Raw genomic sequence first — 18,503 nt, forward strand, 5'->3', positions numbered from 1 at the left:
GTGCCACTCCCCTCCGACATCCGGCACGGCCTCCGCCCTCGGCGGAGGATCGGTCGGCGTCACCGGGCCGGTGCGGGTTCGCAGGGCGTCGCGCGACGGCCGGCGACGGCATCCTTCGCGCCCTCGCGCGATGCGGCGGAGCCGCGCAGCATCCGCCCCGCCCACCGGCGCAGCGGTCCCGCCGGCCGGGGGACGATCTGGTCGGCGTGCTCGCCGAGGAAGCGGCGACGCTCGGCGGCGCGCTCCAGCTCCTGCCGGTCGAACTCGGTGACCTGGTAGCTGAGGTACGGGTGCTCGTACATGACATCTCCTCTGTCGGGATGTCCCTACACTCCGCTCTGAGGCGCCCCCTCGACATCGGGAGGATGCCCTATCTTCGCGGCATCCGATCCCTAGGTGTTCTTCTCCGGGACGTTGTGATCGTTTGATGTAGCGAAGACCTCCGGGACGATGTGGGTACCACCCTCACTTCGTTCACCGGAGGTCTTCGTGACTCACGCTAATGCTCCCTTGACGCCTGAAGGGCGTCGTCGTCTCGCGTCGTCGATTGTTGATCATGGTTGGTCGGTCCGCGTCGCCGCGCAACGGTTCCAATGCTCGCCCGCGACGGCGTCGCGGTGGTCGCGCCGTTATCGGGCCGGGTTGCCATTGACGGATCGCAGCTCACGGCCGGCTTCGTCACCGAACCGGGTGGCGCTGCGATTGGAGCGTCGCATCATCGCGCTGCGATTCACGAGACGATGGGGTCCGCACCGGATCGCTTGGCATCTGGGGGTTCCGCGCTCGACGGTCGGCCGGGTACTGACCCGCTATCGGATGCCGTTGCTGCAGCACCTGGATCAAGCCACCGGCCTGCCCGTTCGCAGACCGAAGGCGCTTCGTTACGAGATGAGCGTCCCGGGCGAGCTGGTTCACGTCGATATCAAGAAGCTCAGCAGGATCCCTGACGGTGGCGGCTGGCGTGCTTATGGTCGAGGGTCCCAGCAAGACCGCCGAGCCGGCGTCGTCCGTGATCGCGCTGCCCGTCGAGGCGCGTCACCGTCGCGCGGATACGTGTTCCTGCATCACGCGGTCGACGACCACAGCCGACTGGCCTACTCCGAACGGCTGGGCGACGAACGCGGCGACACAGCCGCCGCGTTCTGGAGTCGAGCCCGCAGCTTCTTCGCTGAACACGACATCACGGTCGCTGCGGTGATGACGGACAACGGCGCCTGCTATCGCTCACGAGCCTTCGCCACAGCACTCGGAGACGGCGTCAAGCATCGACGCACTCGACCGTTCCGCCCCCAATCGAACGGCAAGGTCGAACGCTTCAACCGCACCCTCGCCGCCGAATGGGCCTACGCCCGCCCCTACACATCCGAGACCGAACGCGAAGCCGCCTATCCCGAGTGGCTTCATCACTACAATCACCACCGACCCCACAGCGGAATCGGCGGACTCACACCCTCAGCCCGCGTTCACAACCTGCCGGAGAAGAACACCTAGGCGTCGGCGGAGGCCGCAGAGGCCGCGAGCGCCCGCACGCGACGAGGCCCGGAGACAGCGACTGCTGCCGTCCGGGCCTCGCCGGGTGATGCGGGTGTCAGGCGTCCACGTCGCCGCGCCAGGAGCCGGTCTCGGCCCCGCGCTTCTCGATGAACTCCTTGAAGTTCTTGAGGTCCTTCTTCACGGCGTGCGATCCGGCGCCGACGAGCGATCCGACCTTCTCGAGAAGGCCCTCCGGCTCCCAGTCGATCTGCACGGTGACGCGGGTCGTCAGGTCCTCGAGCTTGTGGAACGTCACGACGCCGGCGTGCTCGGTGTCGCCGCCCGTGCTCTTCCACGCGACGCGCTCGTCGGGGTGCTGCTCGGTGATCTCGGCGTCGAACTCGCGCGTCGCGCCGCCCACGTTCACCTTCCAGCGGTTGTGCGTGTCGTCGATCTGCACGATCGACTCGACCTCGTCGAGGAACTCCGGGAAGCTCTCGAACTGGGTCCACTGGTTGTAGGCGACGTCGACGGGGACGTGAACGTCGATGGTCTCGATGATCTGCGCCATGTGATGCTCCTCACTGATTCGACTTGTGTTCGTTGCTCTATTCGACGCCCTTCGGCGCTCGGATGCGAAGGGGTTGACAGGGTGCGGGGCGAGAGCGCAAGGGGGACGGATGCCGAGGCTGCCGCGAGTAGCGTGGAGGAATGCGCATCCCCGCCGCGATCCGCGCCTCGAAGCGCTCCCCGTTGCTGCAGGTGGTCAAGTCCGCCGCCGCGACGATCGCGGCCTGGCTGCTCGCGGGATGGGTCGTGCCGGGGCAGCTGCCCGTGTTCGCCGCGATCGCTGCACTGCTCGTCGTGCAGCCGAGCATCAACCAGTCGCTGTCGAAGGCGCTCGAGCGCAGCATCGGCGTGATCGTCGGCGTCGTGATCGCCGTCGCCCTCGGCCTGCTGCTCGGCTCGCCCAGCTGGATCGTGCTGCTCGCCATCGTCGTCGCCATGCTCATCGCGTGGGCGCTGCGCGCCACACCGGGCACCGGCAACCAGGTCGCGATCTCGGCGATGCTCGTGCTGGCGCTCGGGTCGACCCCCGACTACGCGCTCGCGCGGATCTTCGAGACCCTCATCGGCGTCGTCATCGGCATCGTCGTGAACGCGCTCATCGTGCCGCCGGTGATGGTCGCACCCGCGAAGCGCGACCTCGGACTGCTCGGCGGCGAACTCGCCGCGAGTCTCGACCGTCTCGCCGATGCCCTCCCCGAGCCGCAGTCACCCGCACAGCTGCAGGAGCTCATGCTCGAGGTGCGGCTGCTGCGCCCGATGCGCGACGCGGCAGAGGCGTCGATCGCGGCCGGCGAGGAGTCGCTGACGCTCAACCCGCGCCGCTCGACGCACCGGTCCGACCTCGCCGAGATGCGGGCGCTGCTCGACAAGCTCACCCCGATCGTCACGCAGACGATCGGCATGACGCGCGCGTACTTCGATCACTACGACGATTCGATCGGCGAGGAGCCCGCGGTCGTCGCGATCGCCGATCAGCTGCGGCGCGCGGGGCATGACGTGCGCCTCGCGGTGCAGATCGCCGACGTCGCGCGGGAACCCGAGGCCCTCACCTCGACGATCCCCGCACTGACGGCGCCCCTCGTCATCCGCCCGCCGTCGTCTGCGCACTGGATCCTCATCGGGTCGCTGATGGAGGACCTGCGACGCATCCGCGGCGAACTCGTCGACGAGGACTGAGGACGGATCAGTCCCGCTCGGCCTCGACGTCGCTGCTGTGCCGGCCGTCGTCGTCGCCGTCGGACGGGAGCACCCGCGGCGGCTCGCTCTTGTTGTCCTCGGTGCCGAGGTTGTCGTTCTCCTCCGCGCCGGGCGACGGCTCGGAGCTGATGTCCGTGCGGTCGGTGTCGATGCCGTCGGTGTCGTTCTCGGTGCCCATGTTCGGTCCTCTCGGGTCGTGTCGTTGCGAGGCTACGGGGGCGCCACCCGCACCGCACGGGTCTTGACAATCCCGCCGCGCAGCCCCGCCCTCGCGCCCCGCCCGCCCTGCCCGCCCTCGCGCCCCGCCCTCGCCGCGCAGCCCCGCCCTCGCGCGCCGAGCCACCCCCTTCTGCGCGAGCCACCCCCTTCGTGAGCGTCCATAGAGGGGTGGGTGGCATGGAAAGGGGTGGGTCGGCGTGAATACGCTGGAGTGATGAGCACGCACATCGCCGCAGAGCCCGGCCAGATCGCCCCCATCGTCCTGTTCCCCGGCGACCCGCTCAGGGCGAAGTGGATCGCCGAGACGTTCCTCGAAGACGCCGAGCTCTACTCCGAGACCCGCGGGATGCTGGGATACACCGGCACCTGGGAGGGGCACCGCGTCTCGGTGCAGGGGTCGGGCATGGGGCAGCCGTCGATGGCGATCTACGCGAACGAGCTGTTCGACTCCTACGGGGTCGAGACGATCGTGCGCGTCGGCTCGTGCGGCGCCCTGACCGAGAAGCTCGCGGTTCGCGACATCGTCATCGCGAACGGCGCGTGCACCGACTCCGGCATCAACCGCGTGCGGTTCCACGGGCTCGGCTACGCGCCCGTCGCCGACTTCGGTCTGCTGCGCGCGGCCGTCGAGGCGAGCGAGTCTGAGCCGATCGACTCCGCCGTGCACGTCGGCCTGCTCTTCTCGAGCGACCAGTTCTACAGCACCCGCCCCGAGCTCACCGAGCCGTTCGTGAAGCACGGCGTGCTCGGCGTCGAGATGGAGGCCGCCGGCCTGTACACGCTCGCCGCCTACTACGAGCGCCGCGCGCTGGCCATCTGCACGGTCTCCGATCACATCGTCACCGGCGAGGAGACCACCGCACAGGAGCGCGAGCAGACGTTCGGCGACATGATCCGCATCGCGCTGCGCGCCGCGACCGCGGTCTGAGGTCACGCCCTTTCGAATCGCTTGACTTGCAGCTCTTAGGGCGTCGGAGCTGCAAGTCAAGCGATTCGAAAGCAGACCCGGGGATGAAAGGATCGGAGGATGCTCCTCGATCCGACGACCCTCGCTGACGGATCCGACGCGGATGCCGTCTACACGGCGTTCGTCGACTGGGTCGAGTCGACCGGCATCAGCCTCTACCCCGCGCAGGACGAGGCGCTGATCGAGATCGTCTCGGGCAACAACCTGATCCTCTCGACGCCCACCGGCACGGGGAAGTCGCTCGTGGCGGTCGGCGCCCACTACGCCGCCCTCGTCACCGGGCGGCGCTCGTATTACACGGCGCCGATCAAGGCGCTCGTGAGCGAGAAGTTCTTCGCGCTCGTCGATGTGTTCGGCGCCGCGAACGTCGGCATGATCACGGGCGACTCGTCGGTGAACCCCGACGCCCCGATCATCTGCTGCACGGCCGAGATCCTCGCGAACCTCGCACTGCGTCAGGGACCGGATGCCGCAGTGCAGCAGGTCGTGATGGACGAGTTCCACTTCTACGCCGACCCCGACCGCGGGTGGGCGTGGCAGGTTCCGCTGCTCGAACTGCCGCAGGCGCAGTTCATCCTCATGTCGGCGACCCTCGGCGATGTCACGCAGCTCGCGTCCGACCTCACCCGGCGGACCGGCCGCGAGACGGCATCCGTCACCGGCGTCGAACGCCCGGTGCCCCTGCACTTCTTCTATGAGACGACGCCGATCCACGAGACCATCGACGACCTGCTGAGCACGGGGCAGGCGCCGATCTACGTCGTGCACTTCTCGCAGGCGGCGGCGATGGAGCGGGCGCAGGCCTTGTCGAGCACAAAGGTCGCGACGCGCGAGCAGCGTGACGAGATCGCGGCGCTGATCGGCGGGTTCCGTTTCACCACCGCCTTCGGCAAGACGCTCTCGCGCTTCCTGCGGGCGGGCATCGGCGTGCACCACGCGGGGATGCTGCCGAAGTACCGCCGCCTGGTGGAGCAGCTCGCGCAGCGCGGCCTGCTGCGCGTGATCTGCGGCACCGACACACTCGGCGTCGGCATCAACGTGCCGATCCGCACCGTGCTGCTCACGGCGCTGACGAAGTTCGACGGCACCAGGATGCGGCAGCTCAACGCGCGGGAGTTCCACCAGATCGCGGGGCGGGCAGGACGCGCGGGGTACGACACCGCGGGGACGGTCGTGGCCCAGGCCCCCGAGCACGAGACCGAGAACATCGCGGCGATCAAGAAGGCCGGCGACGATCCGAAGAAGAAGCGGAAGATCATCCGCAAGAAGGCACCGGACGGGTTCGTGTCGTGGGGCGAGCCCTCGTTCCGGAAGCTGATCGACGCGGAGCCCGAGACGCTGACCTCGCACATGCAGATCACGAGCGCCATGATGCTCAACGTGATCGCCCGCGGCGGCGACGTCTTCGCGAATATGCGCGCGCTGGTATACGACAACCACGAGCCGCGCGCGCGGCAGCGCGAGCTGGCCCGACGGGCGATCGGGATCTTCCGCACGCTGCTCGAATCGGGTGTCGTGGAGCGCGCGCCCGACGGCGCCATCCGCCTCACGGTCGACCTGCAGCCGAACTTCGCGCTGAACCAGCCACTGTCACCCTTCGCCCTCGCCGCATTCGAGCTGCTCGACCCGGATCCGTCCGCCGGCACGGGCACGGGCTCCTACGCGCTCGACATGATCTCGATCGTCGAGGCCACGCTCGACGACCCGCGCGCCGTGCTCGGGCAGCAGGAGTTCCTCGCGCGCGGCGAAGCCGTTGCGGCGATGAAGCGCGAGGGCATCGAGTACGACGAACGCATGGAGCTGCTCGAAGAGGTCACGTATCCGAAGCCGCTCGACGAGCTCCTGACGGCGGCCTTCGAGACGTACAGCGCGGCGCAGCCGTGGATCCGCGACTTCGAACTGCATCCGAAGTCCGTCGTCCGCGACATGTACGAGCGGGCCATGTCGTTCGGGGAATACGTCGCCCACTACAAGATCGCCCGCTCAGAGGGGGTCGTGCTTCGTTACCTCTCCGACGCGTATCGTGCGGCGTCGCAGACCATCCCCGAGGAGCTGAAGGACGAGGATCTGCGCGACCTCATCGAGTGGCTGGGCGAGCTCGTACGACAGGTCGACTCGAGCCTGTTGGACGAGTGGGAGGAGCTCGTGGCCGGCGTCCCACAGGACCACGACGACGAGCCCATCGTGCCGCCGGCGCCCAAGCGCCTGACCGCGAACGTCCGCGCCTTCAGAATTCTGGTGCGCAACGAGCTGTTCCGTCGAGTGCAGCTCGCGGCCCGCGAGGATGTCATCGCACTCGGCGAGCTCGACCCGTCGTTCGGCGCCGACGCCTGGTCGGACGCCCTCGACGGGTACTTCGCCGATCACGACGAGATCCTCACCGGCGCGAACGCGCGCAGCTCTCAGCTGCTCCTCCTCACCGAGGGCGCGACCGAATGGACCGTGCGTCAGATCATCGACGACCCGGCGGGCGACCACGACTGGGGCATCTCGGCGACCGTCGACCTCGCCGCCTCCGACGAGGAGGGCGCGGCCGTCGTCACCGTGACGGCGGTCGACAGACTCTGATCCTTCTTGCACGCGCCCTCACTGCCCCGGCCACAGACCGTCAGCAGAAGGACTCGACGCCGCCCCATCCGCCGACCCAGGCCTCGACCCGCGGGTCGGATCGCAGCGCATGGATGCCGTCGGCCGGCGTCCGCACGCTCTCGAAGCCGTCCTCCGTGCCCCAGCGCGCTGCGCGGTGCGTCGCGCGGCGTGAGCGGAGCGACCCGAGCGACGAGCCGTCCCCGGCGACGAGCTCGGCCGATCCCACGCGCCCCGTGCCGAGGCGTCGGACGACATCCTGGATCCAGGCGGCCTCCAGCACCACGACCGGGCGAGGCATGTCCCAGACGACGCGGGCGTCGACGTCTCCCGTCGACACGGCCACGCGGGGATCCTCGGCCAGCTCGGCCGGCACCTCGTCCACGAACAGCCTCGCCCGAGGGAACGCGGCGAACAGCGAATCCGCGGCGACGAACAGGGCCGCCGCCGAGTGCTCGCCCCGCACCCGCACGACGAGGTCCGCCGGTCCCGACCACAGGGCGCGCGGCGACGAGCCGGGCACCGGGATCGACGACTGCAGCCGCAGGGTCTGCGCGTTGGCGCGGTCCATCCCCGATCCATCGCGGTCGGCCCACTCCGGGCCGTCGTGCCAGGCCACGGCATCCGGCACATGAGCGAGCACCGCGCCCGCCTGCCACATGCGGTGCGCCCACTCCCAGTCCTCGCCGCCGTACGTCGTGAACGTCTCGTCGAACCCGCCGACCTCGTCGAACAGACGCCGCGAGCAGCCCATGACCGCGCCGATCACGAACCGGTACGAGCGATCGTCGGCGTCGAGCAGGTCGCGGCTGCGCGCATACTCCTCCGCCAACCAGGCGGGTTCCGCCAGCTCGCGGCCGAGGGCGGCCTCGACGACGGGCGCATCCGGGGCGATGCCCGTGAAGTCGGCGTGACGACGACGCCCGACCACGACCGCCTCGGGCAGCAGAGCCGGCAGCCGCGTGAGCGCGCGCACATACCCCGGCTCCGGCGAGGTGTCGGCGTCGAGGAAGCACAGCACCTCCCCGCCGCTGGCGCGGACGCCGAGATTGCGCACGGCGGCGAGGCGGAAGCCGCGGTCCTCCTGCCGCACGAGGACCACACCCTCCGGCACCTCGACCTCGCCGGGTGAGCCGTCGTCGGCCACGACGATCTCGAGCAGCTCACGCGGATAGTCCTGCGCGGCGAGCGCCTGCAGGGTGCGGGCGAGCTCGCCGGGCTGGTCGTAGTGCGAGACGATCACCGAGACGCGCGGCAGCGGGTCCGGCACGACGCCGTCGACCGCATCCCACGCGTTGCCGACGACCCACGGCGTCGTCACGAGCCCTGTCCGTCCCACAGGCGCAGGTAGGCGTCAGCGGCGTCCGCCCGCGAGTGCGGCAGGCGTGCGAGTCCGTGCCAGGTGGTGTCGGGGTCGGCCGCCGCCGCACCCAGCGCACGGGAGAGCTGCGTCTCGTCGACCGTCGTCAGCGTCCCCGGTCGCAGAGCCGCCATCTCGTCGATGTAGCGGTTGCGCACCGCGACCGGACGCCGGCCCCAGCCGATCCACGAGGCCAGGGAACCGGATGCCGAGATGTGCCGGTGCGCGATCACCGGCACCGTCACGGCGCGTCCGCGTCGCGCGATCTCGTCGTCGTCGAGCCACCCGGTGACCTCGACCGCGACGCCGAGGTCGGCGGCACGGCGGACGAACGTCTCGAGCTCGCCGGCGTGTCCGTCGGAGGCTCGCCCGAGCACGGTGAGCGTGCGGATGCCGGCCGCTGCCGCCGCATCCGCCGCCTCGTCGTGCCCCTTGCCAGGGTAGAAGTAGCCGAGGACGCCGACCGATCCGTCCGCAGCAGCCCGTCCGGCATCCGTCGCGAGCTCGACCGGCAGCGGGATGGCCGCGGCCGGTCCCGACCACACGTCCTCCTCGCGCAGCAGCGCCTGCTCGTGCTCGCTGTTCACGACGACGGCGTGGGCGGCGGCCGCGACGAGCCCGTACGCGGCCCGACGTCGCGGACGGTTCTGCTCGCCGTCGGACTCCTGCGGCACGTCGTGCAGGGTGACGCTCAGGCGCAGCCGTGTCGCGAGGTCGACGAAGGTCCGCGAGGCCTCCTCGGGGGTGTCGCCCCAGAGCCGGTCGGTGAAGTGCGCGTGCACGGCGGTGCCGTCGGGCACGTGCGCGAGGTCGGCCGGATCGACCGTCTGCACGTCGGCGAGGCCGCTGATCGCAGACGCCATGTCGCGGGCGTAGACGGCGACGCCGTGCTCGCCCGGGTGGACGAGCAGCAGGGGCGCGCGGGTCACGCGGCGCGCCAGATCGCGAGCAGCGGAGCGAGGCGCTCGATCGCCGCCGCGACGAACTCGGGGTGGGCGGCGTACCAGGCGGTGTGCGCCTCGCGCACCTCCTCGTCGCCGACCTTCTCCCCCTCGACGATCCACTCCGCGCGCGGCTCGTCGGGCAGGTCCCACGCCTCGACGACCTCGGGGGCGAGCGGAGCCCGCACGGCGTCGAGCAGCGGCCGACCAGGGTCGACGGGCCCGTCGGTGTCGCCCAGCGCGTCGAGCACCCGCGCTCCGAGCGGGAGCCAGACGGCGTTGCCCGGGTGGTTCACGGTGCGCGCGTGATCGGCGGTGACCGCGTCGAACAGATCGGACACCCGCACGCCCGCGTTCGACTCGCGGGTGCGAAGGACCTCGACCGAGGAGCGGCCGATCGCGCGCACAGCCTCCGGCGCGATCGACGACGACACCGAGAGGCCGCCGGCCGCCGCGAGGGTTCGGATGTCGTGATACGCCACGACGGGCGGCTCCTCCTCGACACCCGGGACGCGGATCGCCGCCTGGAACGGATGCAGACCGGCGAACCGGACCGGTGGCACTGTGAGCACCCTCGCCGACGTCGCTGCGGCGACCTGCCGCGTGCCGAGCGGGAGGTCGTGGTAGCCGTCGCGCACGGGCTGCGTGACCACGGTGTGCGCGGCGGGGACGAGCTCGTGCAGACGACGCGCATCCTCTTCTGTCATCTCGTGCACCGGGGGGACGCGGATGAACCGTCGCTCGGGAGCGTCCATCACGAGCCGCAGCGATTCGGCCTGGCAGTTGCCCAGCACGACGCCGAAACCCTCGGGGAGCGGGGCGAGGCCGTAGAACTCCCCGTAGTGCCGGCGGCGCCCTAGCACCGCCGACCCGGCGGACGCAATGGTCGTGACGTCAGGGGAAGGGTGGTTCATGCTTCGAACGTATACCTCCCCCTTTCCCTCCTTAACCCCGTTGCATTTCGGCGCTTCCGCCCCTGCGATTTGTGAATTCAGAGCGCTCAGTCATGCAAGGAAGACTCCCATCGGTACAACCTCAGCGCCCATTCGGGTCGCCTCCATTCCGTCCTCCCACCCCTACATCCACGCGATCACCGACCCGCATCGGGTCGCGCTGCTGCCCGACCCTCCGGTCCCCGGAGCTCCGGCCGAGCAGTGGTGGCCGCCGGTCGCCCTGACCGCGCCGTGGCTCAGCGAAAACGCCGCCGAGTACGACCTGCTGCACGTGCACTTCGGTCTGGAGTCGTTCTCGCCGGACGAACTGCGCGCGGGCCTGGATGCTGCCAGGCGGGCGGGGCGCCCCGTGGTGTTCACGGTGCACGACCTCGACAACCCGCAGATCGTCGACCAGGAGCCGTACCGGGCACTGCTCGACGTGATCGTCCCCTTCGCCGACCGACTCGTGACGCTCACGCCGTCCGCCGCGGCCGAGATCGAGCGGCGCTGGGGTCGCGCGAGCCTGGTGCTCGCCCACCCGACGCTGCTCGACGAGGCCGCGGCACCGGTTCGCGAGGATACGGCACCGGTTCGCGAGGACGACCCGGTCCTCGCGGACGATGCGGTGCGCGTCGGCATCCATCTGCGCGATCTCCGTCCGAACATCGACGCGGAGAGCGCGGTGCGCGCGGCGGTGGACGCGGTGCGGATGCGCGACGGGGCCGGTCGGCCGGTCGAGGTCGAGGTGCTGCTGAACGAGCGCGTGCGCGACGAGCGCGTCGCCGAGCGGGTGCTCGCCGCGGCCTCCGGGCAGACCGCCGTGCGAGTGCGACGCACCCCGTACCTGGACGACGCCGAGGTCGAGGCCTGGCTCGGCGGACTGGACCTGTTCGTCCTCCCCTACCGCCACGGAACGCATTCCGGGTGGGTCGAGCTCTGCTACGACCTGGGCGTGCGCGTGGCGGGGACCGACGTCGGACACATCCGGGCGCAGCATCCGTCCGAATTCCACGTCGTGGATCTCGACGACCCCCGCACGCTGGCGGATGCCGTGACGTGGGCGGGCGATGCCCGGCATCCGTCCTCGCCCGTCGCAGACCGTCTCGTGAGCCGCCGGACCGAGCGAAGTGAAGAGCGAGGAGCGGTCCGCGACGCGCACGCACGTCTCTACCGCGACGCGATCGCGGGGGTGTCGGCGTGAGCGCCGGACAGCGGCTGCGGGTGCTCGTCGTGGCACCGGAGCGGCATGCGCTCCGTCAACCGCACGCCGGCGGCCTCGAGGCGGTCGTATGGAACCGGGTTCGATGGCTGCGGCGCCGCGGCCACCACGTCGACCTGTGCGCTGCCGAGGGCTCGGACTTCCTCGACTCCTCCGTCGACCTGCACCTGCCGAGCCCTCGGTGGCACCATGCGCGCGACGCGTCCGACACCGAGAATCCCACGGGACACAACCGGCGGATGTCGGATGCCTTCGCCCGCGTCCGCGCCCGGCTCACCGATCCGCTCGATCGCGTGGACGTGGTCGACAACCACAGTCTCCACGGCGACCCGATCCTCTGGAGCAGAGACACCGGGGTGCCGGTCGTGACGACCCTGCACACCCCGCCGCTCCCCGACATGGTGCATGCCGCGCGCGCTCTTCCGTCGTCCGCCCCGCACCGCTTCCTCGCGGTGAGCCAGTACACGGCTCGCGCGTGGTCGGCCGAGGGCGTCGACGCGTTCGTCTTCCCCAACGGGGTCGACAGCGCGCAGTGGCAGCGAGGGACGGGCGGCGACCACTGGGTCTGGTTCGGGCGCATCGTCCCCGAGAAGGCCCCGCACCTCGCGATCCGCGCCGCCCGTCTGGCCGGTGCACGCATCCGGATCGCCGGGCGCATCGGCGACGCGGAGTACTACGCCCGCGAGGTCGAGCCGCTCCTGGGCGACGGCGTCGAGTACGTCGGCCCGCTGCGCCAGCCCGAACTGTGCGCTCTCGTCGGCGCCTCGGCGGTCGCGCTCGTCACCCCCGTCTGGTCCGAGCCCTTCGGGCTGGTGCTGGCGGAGGCGCTGATGACGGGCACGCCCGTGGTCGCGTTCGACGAAGGGGGCGCGAGCGAGGTGCTGGCCGGCCTGCCCGGATGCTCCGTCGTCGCCGCCGGAGACGTCGCGGCGCTCGCACAGGCGGCCGTCGCGCTCGCCCGCGGCTCGGCGTCGAGCGAACTGCGCGATCGAGTGCGAGCTGCCGCGACCGCCCGTCACTCCCTCGCCCGCCGTCATCGCGAGGTCGAACGCGTGCTGGCCGTGGCAGCACAGAGTCCTGCCGAGGTCGCCGATGAGATCCGGCCCGTCGAAGAAGTGGAGGCGGTCGGAGCATGATCGGCTGGTACGTGCATCATCACGGGTGGGGACACGTGACGCGGATGCGGGCGATCCGTCGCCATCTGAGCGAGGAGGTCACGGTGTTCTCGAGCCTCCCCGCCCCCGACTCCCTCGGCGACGGCACGACCTGGATCCGTCTGCCCGCGGATGCCGACCCCGTGGTCGGACCCGACGGAGTGAGCCGCGAGGCGCACGAGCTCGGCGATGTCACGGCGGGCGGCGCTCTGCACTGGGCTCCCATCGGACACCCAGGGCACCGGGAGCGCCTCGCGGTCATCGCCGACTGGATCGCCCGCAACCCGGTGTCGGTGTTCGTCGTCGACGTCAGCGTAGAGGTCACCGCGTTCGTGCGCCTGCTGGGGGTGCCGACCGTCGTGTTCGCACAGCCCGGCGACCGCACCGACTCCCCGCACCGCCTCGGCTACGACGTCGCGGATCGGATCGTGGCGCCGTGGGCGTCCGGCACGATCGACGCCGCGGAGCTGGCGGGCCGCATCGACCGCGTCCGTCATGTCGGAGCGATCTCCCGATACGACGGACGGGACCGCGACGGAGGAGAGGATGACACCGCGAGGCGGGTGCTCTTCCTCAGCCGCACGCTCGATCAGCCGGAGCTCGCGGAGACGGCCGATCTGCTGACTGCGCAGGGCTGGGTGGTCGAGACGGCGGGCGCGCGCGGCGACGACCGGGTCGACGACGTGTGGCCGATGCTGTGCCGGGCGACCGTGGTGGTGAGCGCGGCCGGCCAGAACGGCGTGGCCGACCTCGCGGCCGCCGGAGCCCGTGCCGTCGTGCTCCCGCAGGACCGGCCGTTCGGCGAGCAGGAGCACACCGGGCGGGTGCTGCAGTCCGACGGCTACGCGTGGACGGGCCCGGCCGATTCGACGCCGCAGCAGATCGTCGAGCTCATCGAGCAGGCCTCCGCCTCGACGCCCGACTGGGCCGGATGGGGCGTGCAGGGCGCCGCCGCGCGCGCCGCCAGGGCGATCGAGGAGGTCGCATCATGACCGCCCGCATCGCCGTGATCACGCCGGCGTCCGAGAACAGGCTCGCCCACCTGCACCGCCAGCGTCGCTTCCTCCGCGAGGTCTCGTCGCCGGAGCACGAGGTCGTGCGTATCGAAGCCTGGCTCGACGAGTCGGAGCCGCCCGCGTTCGACGGCGCCGTGCACGTGCACGTCCCGCCGGGGCGCGACGGCATGAGGGTCGGGGCCGCGCGCAACGCGGCCGCCGAGGTCGCACTCGCCGGGGGCGCCGACCTGCTCCTGTTCCTCGACGTCGACTGCCTGCCGGGGCCCGACCTCCTCGACGGGTACGTCGCGGCCTCGCACTCGCACCCCGACGGTCTGCTCTGCGGACCGGTCACCTACCTCGAGAGCGTGCAGCGGCCGTCGTCCCCCGACGACCTCGCGGCGGCGACGAACCCGCATCCGGTGCGTCCGGATCCTGCGACCGGGACCATCGAGACCGCCGGCTTCGCCGAGTACGACCTGTTCTGGTCGCTCTCCTTCGCCGTCACGCCCACCACCTGGGGGCGGCTGGGCGGGTTCGACGAGCGGTACGAGGGCTACGGCGCGGAGGACACGGATCTCGGCCGTCGCGCACGATCGCTCGGCATCCCGCTGCACTGGGTCGGCGGAGCGCACGCGTACCACCAGTGGCACCCCGCGGGCACCCCGCCGTGGCGTCATCTCGACGACATTCTCCGCAACGGCGCCCTGTTCGCCGAGCGCTGGGGCGAGTGGCCGATGGGCGGCTGGATCGACGAGTTCGTCGCCGCGGGCGCCGTCGAGGAGCACGCGGGCGGGTACCGCCGCACGACGGTCTGACCGGTGGGGGATGCCGCGGCATCCCCCACCGCCGGGTCACCGCGCCGCGAGCATCCGATCCGCGGTGCGCAGCGACAGCGCCATCTGGGTGAGCCCGGGATTCGCGGCCAGCGCGCTGGGGAACGTCGAGTTGTCGCACACCCAGAGGTTGTCGATGTCGTGCGAGCGCCCATCGCCGTCGACCACGCCGTCGTCGGGGTCGACGCTCATGCGGCAGGTCCCGAGGGTGTGGGCGGTGCGCGCGAGCACCCGCGTGCTGCGAGCCCCCGCCGCCTCGAGGATCGCGGTCATCGTGCGCACCGCGTGCTGGTCGAGCGCCTTCTCGTTGGCCCCCTGCGTGAACGAGATGCTCGCGCGGGGCAGGCCCCACTCGTCCTCCTCCGACGACAGCTCCAGCAGATTGTCGTCCGACGGCAGGCACTCGGCGTTCATGCCGATGCCGGCGCTGTAGCGCGAGACCTCCAGGTCGGCCATGAGCTCCGGCCCCCAGAGACCGCCGCCGCGCACGAGGGTCGTGGCATACGTGAACGGCATGACTCCGAGGCTCTGCAGCAGGTATCCGCCGGCGAAGTCCGCGTCGTCCGGGCGCAGGAAGTCCTCGGTGATGAGGGCCGACGGATAGCCGCGGTAGCCGCGGATCTGCTCGTCGAAGCGCCCCCACACCTGCACGGCGCCGTGGGCGAGGAAGTTCCGGCCGACCTGGCCGCTGGAGTTGGCGATGCCGTTGTGCAGCAGCAGCCGAGGTGTCTCGATGCCGCCGCCCGCGAGCACCAGCGCCGCGCAGCGCTGCCGGTGGTCGGCGCCGTCCTTGCGGTAGACGACGGCGGTGACCCGACCGCGCGCATCGCGTTCGATCGTGTGCACGACGGCATCCGGCCTGATCTCCGCGCCGGCTGCGACGGCGGCGGGCAGGTAGGTGATCGCCGTGGTGGCCTTCGCGCCGTGCCGCTCGCCCTGGTGGATCGAGCCGACGTTCGTCGTCGCATGCCGCAGTCCGTGGTGCGGCTGGTGCCGGTCGCGGGTGATGATCGCGGCGGGCGCATCAGCCGAGCGGATGCCGAGCGCTGCCGTGCCGACGGCCATGAGGTCGGCCGGGGCGTTGCGCTGCGGCGGCTCGTACAGATACGACCGCGACGGGTCCCACGGGTAGGGGGTGGGTCCGGAGACGCCGATGTACGCCTCGACCTCCGCCACGTAGCGGGTGAGTTCGGCATGGTCGACGGGCCAGTCGCGGCCGACGCCCGTCTCGGTGCGCAGCCGCAGGTCGCGTTCGTCGGGTCGGGGTGTGAACGCCCCCCAGTGCACGGTGCCGCCGCCGACTCCGAAGCCGCTGTTGTTGGGGCCGAACGCGGTCGGGGCGTCGCCGCCGCTGAAGCGGCTCGACATCCAGTTGATCGCCGTCGCGTCGATCTCGTCTGGGGTGTAGTCGGCGGGGTCGTGGTTCGGTCCGGCTTCGAGGGCCACGACGCGCAGGCCGTGCTCGGCCAGTCGGGCCAGCAGCGGCGCGCCACCGGCTCCGGTGCCGACGACGACCACGTCGACCACCTCGTCGAGCGGGTGGGTCCTCATCGCGTCGAGGTTCACGCGGCATCCTCCTTCGTCGCGCCCGGAGTGACATCGGGTGTCGTGCTGACGCCCAGGTCGGAGGGCTCCCAGTCGTCCCGCGCACCGGCCGCAAGGTCGCGGTAGCCGGCGAAGTCGACGTCTTCCGCGCCGGTCGCGAATCCGTCGTAGCCGACCCGCGCCAGCGAGGCCGGGTGTGTGAGCCACTCCCGCGCGACGTCGACCCGCAGATCTTCGAACCAGCGCCTCAGGTCGTCGGCTGTCAGCCGCCCCCCGGTCTCGCTCGTGCCGTCGATGACGTCGCGGATGAGCGCATCCTGCTCGTCGGTCGCCTCCGGCCAGACGGTCGCGAGTGCGTCCAGACCCTCCTGGTACGCCTCGTCGTCGGAGAGGGCTCCCGCCGGTCGCCACCCGTCGCCTCCCCCGGCCGCCAGGTCGGAGTCGACGCGCGCCGCGAGATCGATGCGTCCGCCGTCCGGCTGCGGCACGAGACGGTCGGCGATGCGGCGGAGCAGGTCCAGCTGCGCCGGGCTCAGGACGCGCGGACGGTACCGCGGATCGTCGGGCAGCGCTCGGCGGGCCAGTGCACTGCGCACCTTCGGCGTCGTGCGCGCCGAGGCGATGACGAGTCCCCACTCGTGCGGCACGAGCGCGCTGTGCGCGGAGGCCTCGTCCCACAGCTCACCGAGCGCACGGGCGACCTCGGCCGGACGCTCGTACGAGAGCAGGTGCCCTGCCCCGGGCAGCGTCACGAACCGGGCACGGGGGTAGACGTCGGACAGCAGCTCCGGCTGCGCGTCGGCGCCGAGCAGGTCGTCCTGATCCCCACCGAGCACGGTGCACGGCAGGTAGAGGATGCCGATGCCGGCCGACACGTCTTCGACGCTGCCCTGCTCGAGCCAGCGCCGCCACGCGACCGGTGACATCGCCCGCACGGATTCCACGACCGAAGCCTGGAACTCGGCGGGCAACGGCGCTCCGACGTTGTCGTCGACGAAGGTGCGGGCGTCGGCGCCGGAGATCGGTCCGTCGTCGACCCAGGAGAGCATCTCGTGCCGCTTCGAGTCGGGCATGGGCTCGGGCGTCGGCGGTGACGGCGCGAGCAGCACCACGCCCATCAGCCCGAACAGCGGTGCGCTGCCGTCGCGCACGCGCGCGGCGATCCCCGCCGCGATCTTCCCGCCCATGCTGTGCGCGCACAGGACCCACGGCCCGCCGTCGGCGCGCGCCGCGATGGCCGCGACCGCGGCATCCACCTGCGCCGTCACCGATCCGTCCGGGGCGTCGGGCGCGTCGCCCTGCCCCGGCAGCTCGATCGCGATCACGCGGAAGCGCGCGTCGAGTTCGCGTGCCACCGGGACGACGGCCGAGGCGTCGAGCCCGAGGCCGGGGAGGAAGACGACCGTGCACTCCGCCGCGACGGTCACGGGGTGACCATGCCGCCGTTGACGTTGAGCGTGGCGCCCGAGACGTAGCCGGACTCCGCCGACGCGAGGAACACGAAGGCCGGCGCGAGCTCGGCCGGCTGACCCGCGCGCTGGTAGGTGTTCTCGTCATCGAAGTTCTGCATCTGCTCGTCGGAGACGCCGTCCGACACCTGCAGCGCGGTCCACACCGGACCGGGAGCGACCACGTTCACGCGGATGCCGCGCGAGGCGAGTTGCAGCGCGAGACCCTTCGAGAGGTTATTGATCGCCGCCTTGGTCGCCGCGTAGTCGATGCGGTCGGGAGACGGCTTGTACGCTTCGAGCGACGCGGTGTTGACGATGCTCGCCCCCTCGCCGAGGTGTGCGAGCGCCGCCTTGGTGATCCAGAAGTTCGCGAAGACGTTGGTGCGGAAGGTCTCCTCGAACTGCTCGTCGCTGAGGTCCTCGACCCGGTCGACGGCGATCTGCTTGCCGGCGTTGTTCACGAGCACGTCCAGACCGCCGAGGAACTCGACGGCCTCCGACACGAGACGCCGGCACTGCTCGGCCTGGGAGATGTCGGCGACGACGGCGCGTCCCCGCTGGCCGGCGTCCTCGATGAGGGACAGCACATGCGCGGCATCCTCCTCCTCGCCCGGCAGGTGGGCGATCACGACGTCTGCGCCCTCGCGCGCGAACGCGATCGCCGCGGCAGCGCCGATGCCGGAGTCGCCGCCGGTGATGAGCGCCCTGCGCCCGGCCAGGCGGCCGGTACCCCGATAGGTGGCCTCGCCGAGATCGGGGACGGGCGTCATCTTCGCCTGCACCCCCGGCTCCGGCTGATGTTGCACGGGCGGTTCCACGCGCTCGTACTGGGTGACGGGATTGACCTTGTCGTACTGATCGCGCTGCGGCATGCGACCACGCTAGGAGGAAGAGGCACTCGGTTTCGCGGGCTTGCTTTTCCGACTCGAAAGATGCAGTCGAATGGATCGGGCGCGGTCGAACAGGGGCAGCGGCCCCCGCGTCGCTACCCCTGTCCCCCGAAGGGGGGACAGCGGTGGCACTCGCTAGTCCCCTAGTTTTGACGGTGGCCTCGC

At 71.3% G+C, this 18,503-nt stretch carries 17 protein-coding genes; 8 read left to right on the forward strand and 9 right to left on the reverse strand.

What is annotated here, in order from left to right; translation table 11 throughout:
- Positions 1-59: 59 nt before the first annotated feature.
- Entirely contained in the window at positions 60-302 is a 243-nt protein-coding gene (locus tag MRBLWO14_RS07480; protein WP_341935825.1) for a hypothetical protein, read from the reverse strand.
- A 187-nt stretch (positions 303-489) separates the two neighbouring features.
- Here MRBLWO14_RS07480 and MRBLWO14_RS07485 point away from each other — a divergent pair, with 187 nt between their 5' ends.
- Positions 490-1,491: an IS481 family transposase gene (locus MRBLWO14_RS07485; protein ID WP_341933284.1), complete on the forward strand. Its 1,002-nt coding sequence runs from the start codon at positions 490-492 to the stop codon at positions 1,489-1,491.
- A 97-nt stretch (positions 1,492-1,588) separates the two neighbouring features.
- Here the strand turns inward: MRBLWO14_RS07485 and MRBLWO14_RS07490 are convergent, their stop codons facing one another.
- Positions 1,589-2,044, reverse strand: coding sequence for an SRPBCC family protein (locus MRBLWO14_RS07490; RefSeq protein WP_341935826.1), 456 nt, complete (start codon positions 2,042-2,044; stop codon positions 1,589-1,591).
- Positions 2,045-2,184: 140 nt separating this feature from the next.
- Here MRBLWO14_RS07490 and MRBLWO14_RS07495 point away from each other — a divergent pair, with 140 nt between their 5' ends.
- The gene (locus MRBLWO14_RS07495; RefSeq protein ID WP_341935827.1) at positions 2,185-3,219 is read left to right on the forward strand and encodes an FUSC family protein; all 1,035 of its coding nucleotides are present in this window, start codon (positions 2,185-2,187) and stop codon (positions 3,217-3,219) included.
- Positions 3,220-3,226: 7 nt separating this feature from the next.
- Here MRBLWO14_RS07495 and MRBLWO14_RS07500 read toward each other — a convergent pair whose 3' ends face one another.
- The gene (locus tag MRBLWO14_RS07500) at positions 3,227-3,418 is read right to left on the reverse strand and encodes a hypothetical protein (protein WP_341935828.1); all 192 of its coding nucleotides are present in this window, start codon (positions 3,416-3,418) and stop codon (positions 3,227-3,229) included.
- Between the two features lie 255 nt (positions 3,419-3,673).
- On the opposite strand from MRBLWO14_RS07500, the gene deoD reads away from it, so the two are divergent.
- Both deoD and MRBLWO14_RS07510 read left to right on the forward strand, forming a co-directional pair.
- Positions 3,674-4,387 (forward strand): purine-nucleoside phosphorylase, encoded by a 714-nt coding sequence (deoD, locus tag MRBLWO14_RS07505; RefSeq protein ID WP_341935829.1) that lies wholly within the window; start codon positions 3,674-3,676, stop codon positions 4,385-4,387.
- Positions 4,388-4,486: 99 nt separating this feature from the next.
- Positions 4,487-6,994 (forward strand): DUF3516 domain-containing protein, encoded by a 2,508-nt coding sequence (locus MRBLWO14_RS07510; RefSeq protein ID WP_341935830.1) that lies wholly within the window; start codon positions 4,487-4,489, stop codon positions 6,992-6,994.
- Between the two features lie 40 nt (positions 6,995-7,034).
- Here MRBLWO14_RS07510 and MRBLWO14_RS07515 read toward each other — a convergent pair whose 3' ends face one another.
- From MRBLWO14_RS07515 to MRBLWO14_RS07525, 3 genes are read right to left on the reverse strand one after another with little or no spacing between them, the layout of a single operon-like run.
- Positions 7,035-8,333 (reverse strand): glycosyltransferase, encoded by a 1,299-nt coding sequence (locus MRBLWO14_RS07515; protein ID WP_341935831.1) that lies wholly within the window; start codon positions 8,331-8,333, stop codon positions 7,035-7,037.
- Positions 8,330-9,301: a hypothetical protein gene (locus MRBLWO14_RS07520; protein ID WP_341935832.1), complete on the reverse strand. Its 972-nt coding sequence runs from the start codon at positions 9,299-9,301 to the stop codon at positions 8,330-8,332. Before MRBLWO14_RS07520 ends, MRBLWO14_RS07515 begins: the two co-directional genes overlap by 4 nt.
- Entirely contained in the window at positions 9,298-10,227 is a 930-nt protein-coding gene (locus MRBLWO14_RS07525; RefSeq protein WP_341935833.1) for a WcbI family polysaccharide biosynthesis putative acetyltransferase, read from the reverse strand. Before MRBLWO14_RS07525 ends, MRBLWO14_RS07520 begins: the two co-directional genes overlap by 4 nt.
- A 40-nt stretch (positions 10,228-10,267) precedes the next feature.
- On the opposite strand from MRBLWO14_RS07525, the gene MRBLWO14_RS07530 reads away from it, so the two are divergent.
- The 4 genes from MRBLWO14_RS07530 to MRBLWO14_RS07545 are packed head-to-tail and all read left to right on the forward strand — an operon-like array spanning position 10,268 to position 14,434.
- Positions 10,268-11,449: a glycosyltransferase gene (locus MRBLWO14_RS07530; protein ID WP_341935834.1), complete on the forward strand. Its 1,182-nt coding sequence runs from the start codon at positions 10,268-10,270 to the stop codon at positions 11,447-11,449.
- A complete protein-coding gene (locus MRBLWO14_RS07535) occupies positions 11,446-12,603 on the forward strand; it encodes a glycosyltransferase (RefSeq protein ID WP_341935835.1) in 1,158 nt (385 codons plus the stop codon). Before MRBLWO14_RS07530 ends, MRBLWO14_RS07535 begins: the two co-directional genes overlap by 4 nt.
- Positions 12,600-13,613: a hypothetical protein gene (locus MRBLWO14_RS07540; protein ID WP_341935836.1), complete on the forward strand. Its 1,014-nt coding sequence runs from the start codon at positions 12,600-12,602 to the stop codon at positions 13,611-13,613. Before MRBLWO14_RS07535 ends, MRBLWO14_RS07540 begins: the two co-directional genes overlap by 4 nt.
- On the forward strand, positions 13,610-14,434 hold the full coding sequence (locus tag MRBLWO14_RS07545) for a galactosyltransferase-related protein (protein WP_341935837.1): 825 nt from the start codon (positions 13,610-13,612) through the stop codon (positions 14,432-14,434). Before MRBLWO14_RS07540 ends, MRBLWO14_RS07545 begins: the two co-directional genes overlap by 4 nt.
- Positions 14,435-14,470: 36 nt before the next feature.
- Here MRBLWO14_RS07545 and MRBLWO14_RS07550 read toward each other — a convergent pair whose 3' ends face one another.
- Genes MRBLWO14_RS07550 through MRBLWO14_RS07560 form a run of 3 tightly spaced genes read right to left on the reverse strand, consistent with a single transcriptional unit; the run spans position 14,471 to position 18,320 of the window.
- Positions 14,471-16,018, reverse strand: coding sequence for a GMC family oxidoreductase (locus tag MRBLWO14_RS07550; protein ID WP_341935838.1), 1,548 nt, complete (start codon positions 16,016-16,018; stop codon positions 14,471-14,473).
- Positions 16,015-17,424 (reverse strand): alpha/beta hydrolase, encoded by a 1,410-nt coding sequence (locus MRBLWO14_RS07555; protein WP_341935839.1) that lies wholly within the window; start codon positions 17,422-17,424, stop codon positions 16,015-16,017. The genes MRBLWO14_RS07550 and MRBLWO14_RS07555 overlap by 4 nt, the downstream gene beginning before the upstream one ends.
- A complete protein-coding gene (locus tag MRBLWO14_RS07560; protein WP_341935840.1) occupies positions 17,421-18,320 on the reverse strand; it encodes an SDR family oxidoreductase in 900 nt (299 codons plus the stop codon). Before MRBLWO14_RS07560 ends, MRBLWO14_RS07555 begins: the two co-directional genes overlap by 4 nt.
- Between the last annotated feature and the right edge of the window lie 183 nt (positions 18,321-18,503).

It is taken from the genome of Microbacterium sp. LWO14-1.2, from assembly GCF_038397715.1.
Taxonomy (GTDB): Bacteria; Actinomycetota; Actinomycetes; order Actinomycetales; family Microbacteriaceae; genus Microbacterium.

Coding starts and splice junctions, on each gene's coding strand:
- MRBLWO14_RS07480 (WP_341935825.1), bottom strand. CDS start 302: ATGTACGAGCACCCGTACCTCAGCTACCAGGTCACCGAGTTCGACCGG.
- MRBLWO14_RS07495 (WP_341935827.1), top strand. CDS start 2,185: ATGCGCATCCCCGCCGCGATCCGCGCCTCGAAGCGCTCCCCGTTGCTG.
- MRBLWO14_RS07560 (WP_341935840.1), bottom strand. CDS start 18,320: ATGCCGCAGCGCGATCAGTACGACAAGGTCAATCCCGTCACCCAGTAC.
- MRBLWO14_RS07545 (WP_341935837.1), top strand. CDS start 13,610: ATGACCGCCCGCATCGCCGTGATCACGCCGGCGTCCGAGAACAGGCTC.
- MRBLWO14_RS07525 (WP_341935833.1), bottom strand. CDS start 10,227: ATGAACCACCCTTCCCCTGACGTCACGACCATTGCGTCCGCCGGGTCG.
- deoD (WP_341935829.1), top strand. CDS start 3,674: ATGAGCACGCACATCGCCGCAGAGCCCGGCCAGATCGCCCCCATCGTC.
- MRBLWO14_RS07500 (WP_341935828.1), bottom strand. CDS start 3,418: ATGGGCACCGAGAACGACACCGACGGCATCGACACCGACCGCACGGAC.
- MRBLWO14_RS07510 (WP_341935830.1), top strand. CDS start 4,487: ATGCTCCTCGATCCGACGACCCTCGCTGACGGATCCGACGCGGATGCC.
- MRBLWO14_RS07540 (WP_341935836.1), top strand. CDS start 12,600: ATGATCGGCTGGTACGTGCATCATCACGGGTGGGGACACGTGACGCGG.
- MRBLWO14_RS07490 (WP_341935826.1), bottom strand. CDS start 2,044: ATGGCGCAGATCATCGAGACCATCGACGTTCACGTCCCCGTCGACGTC.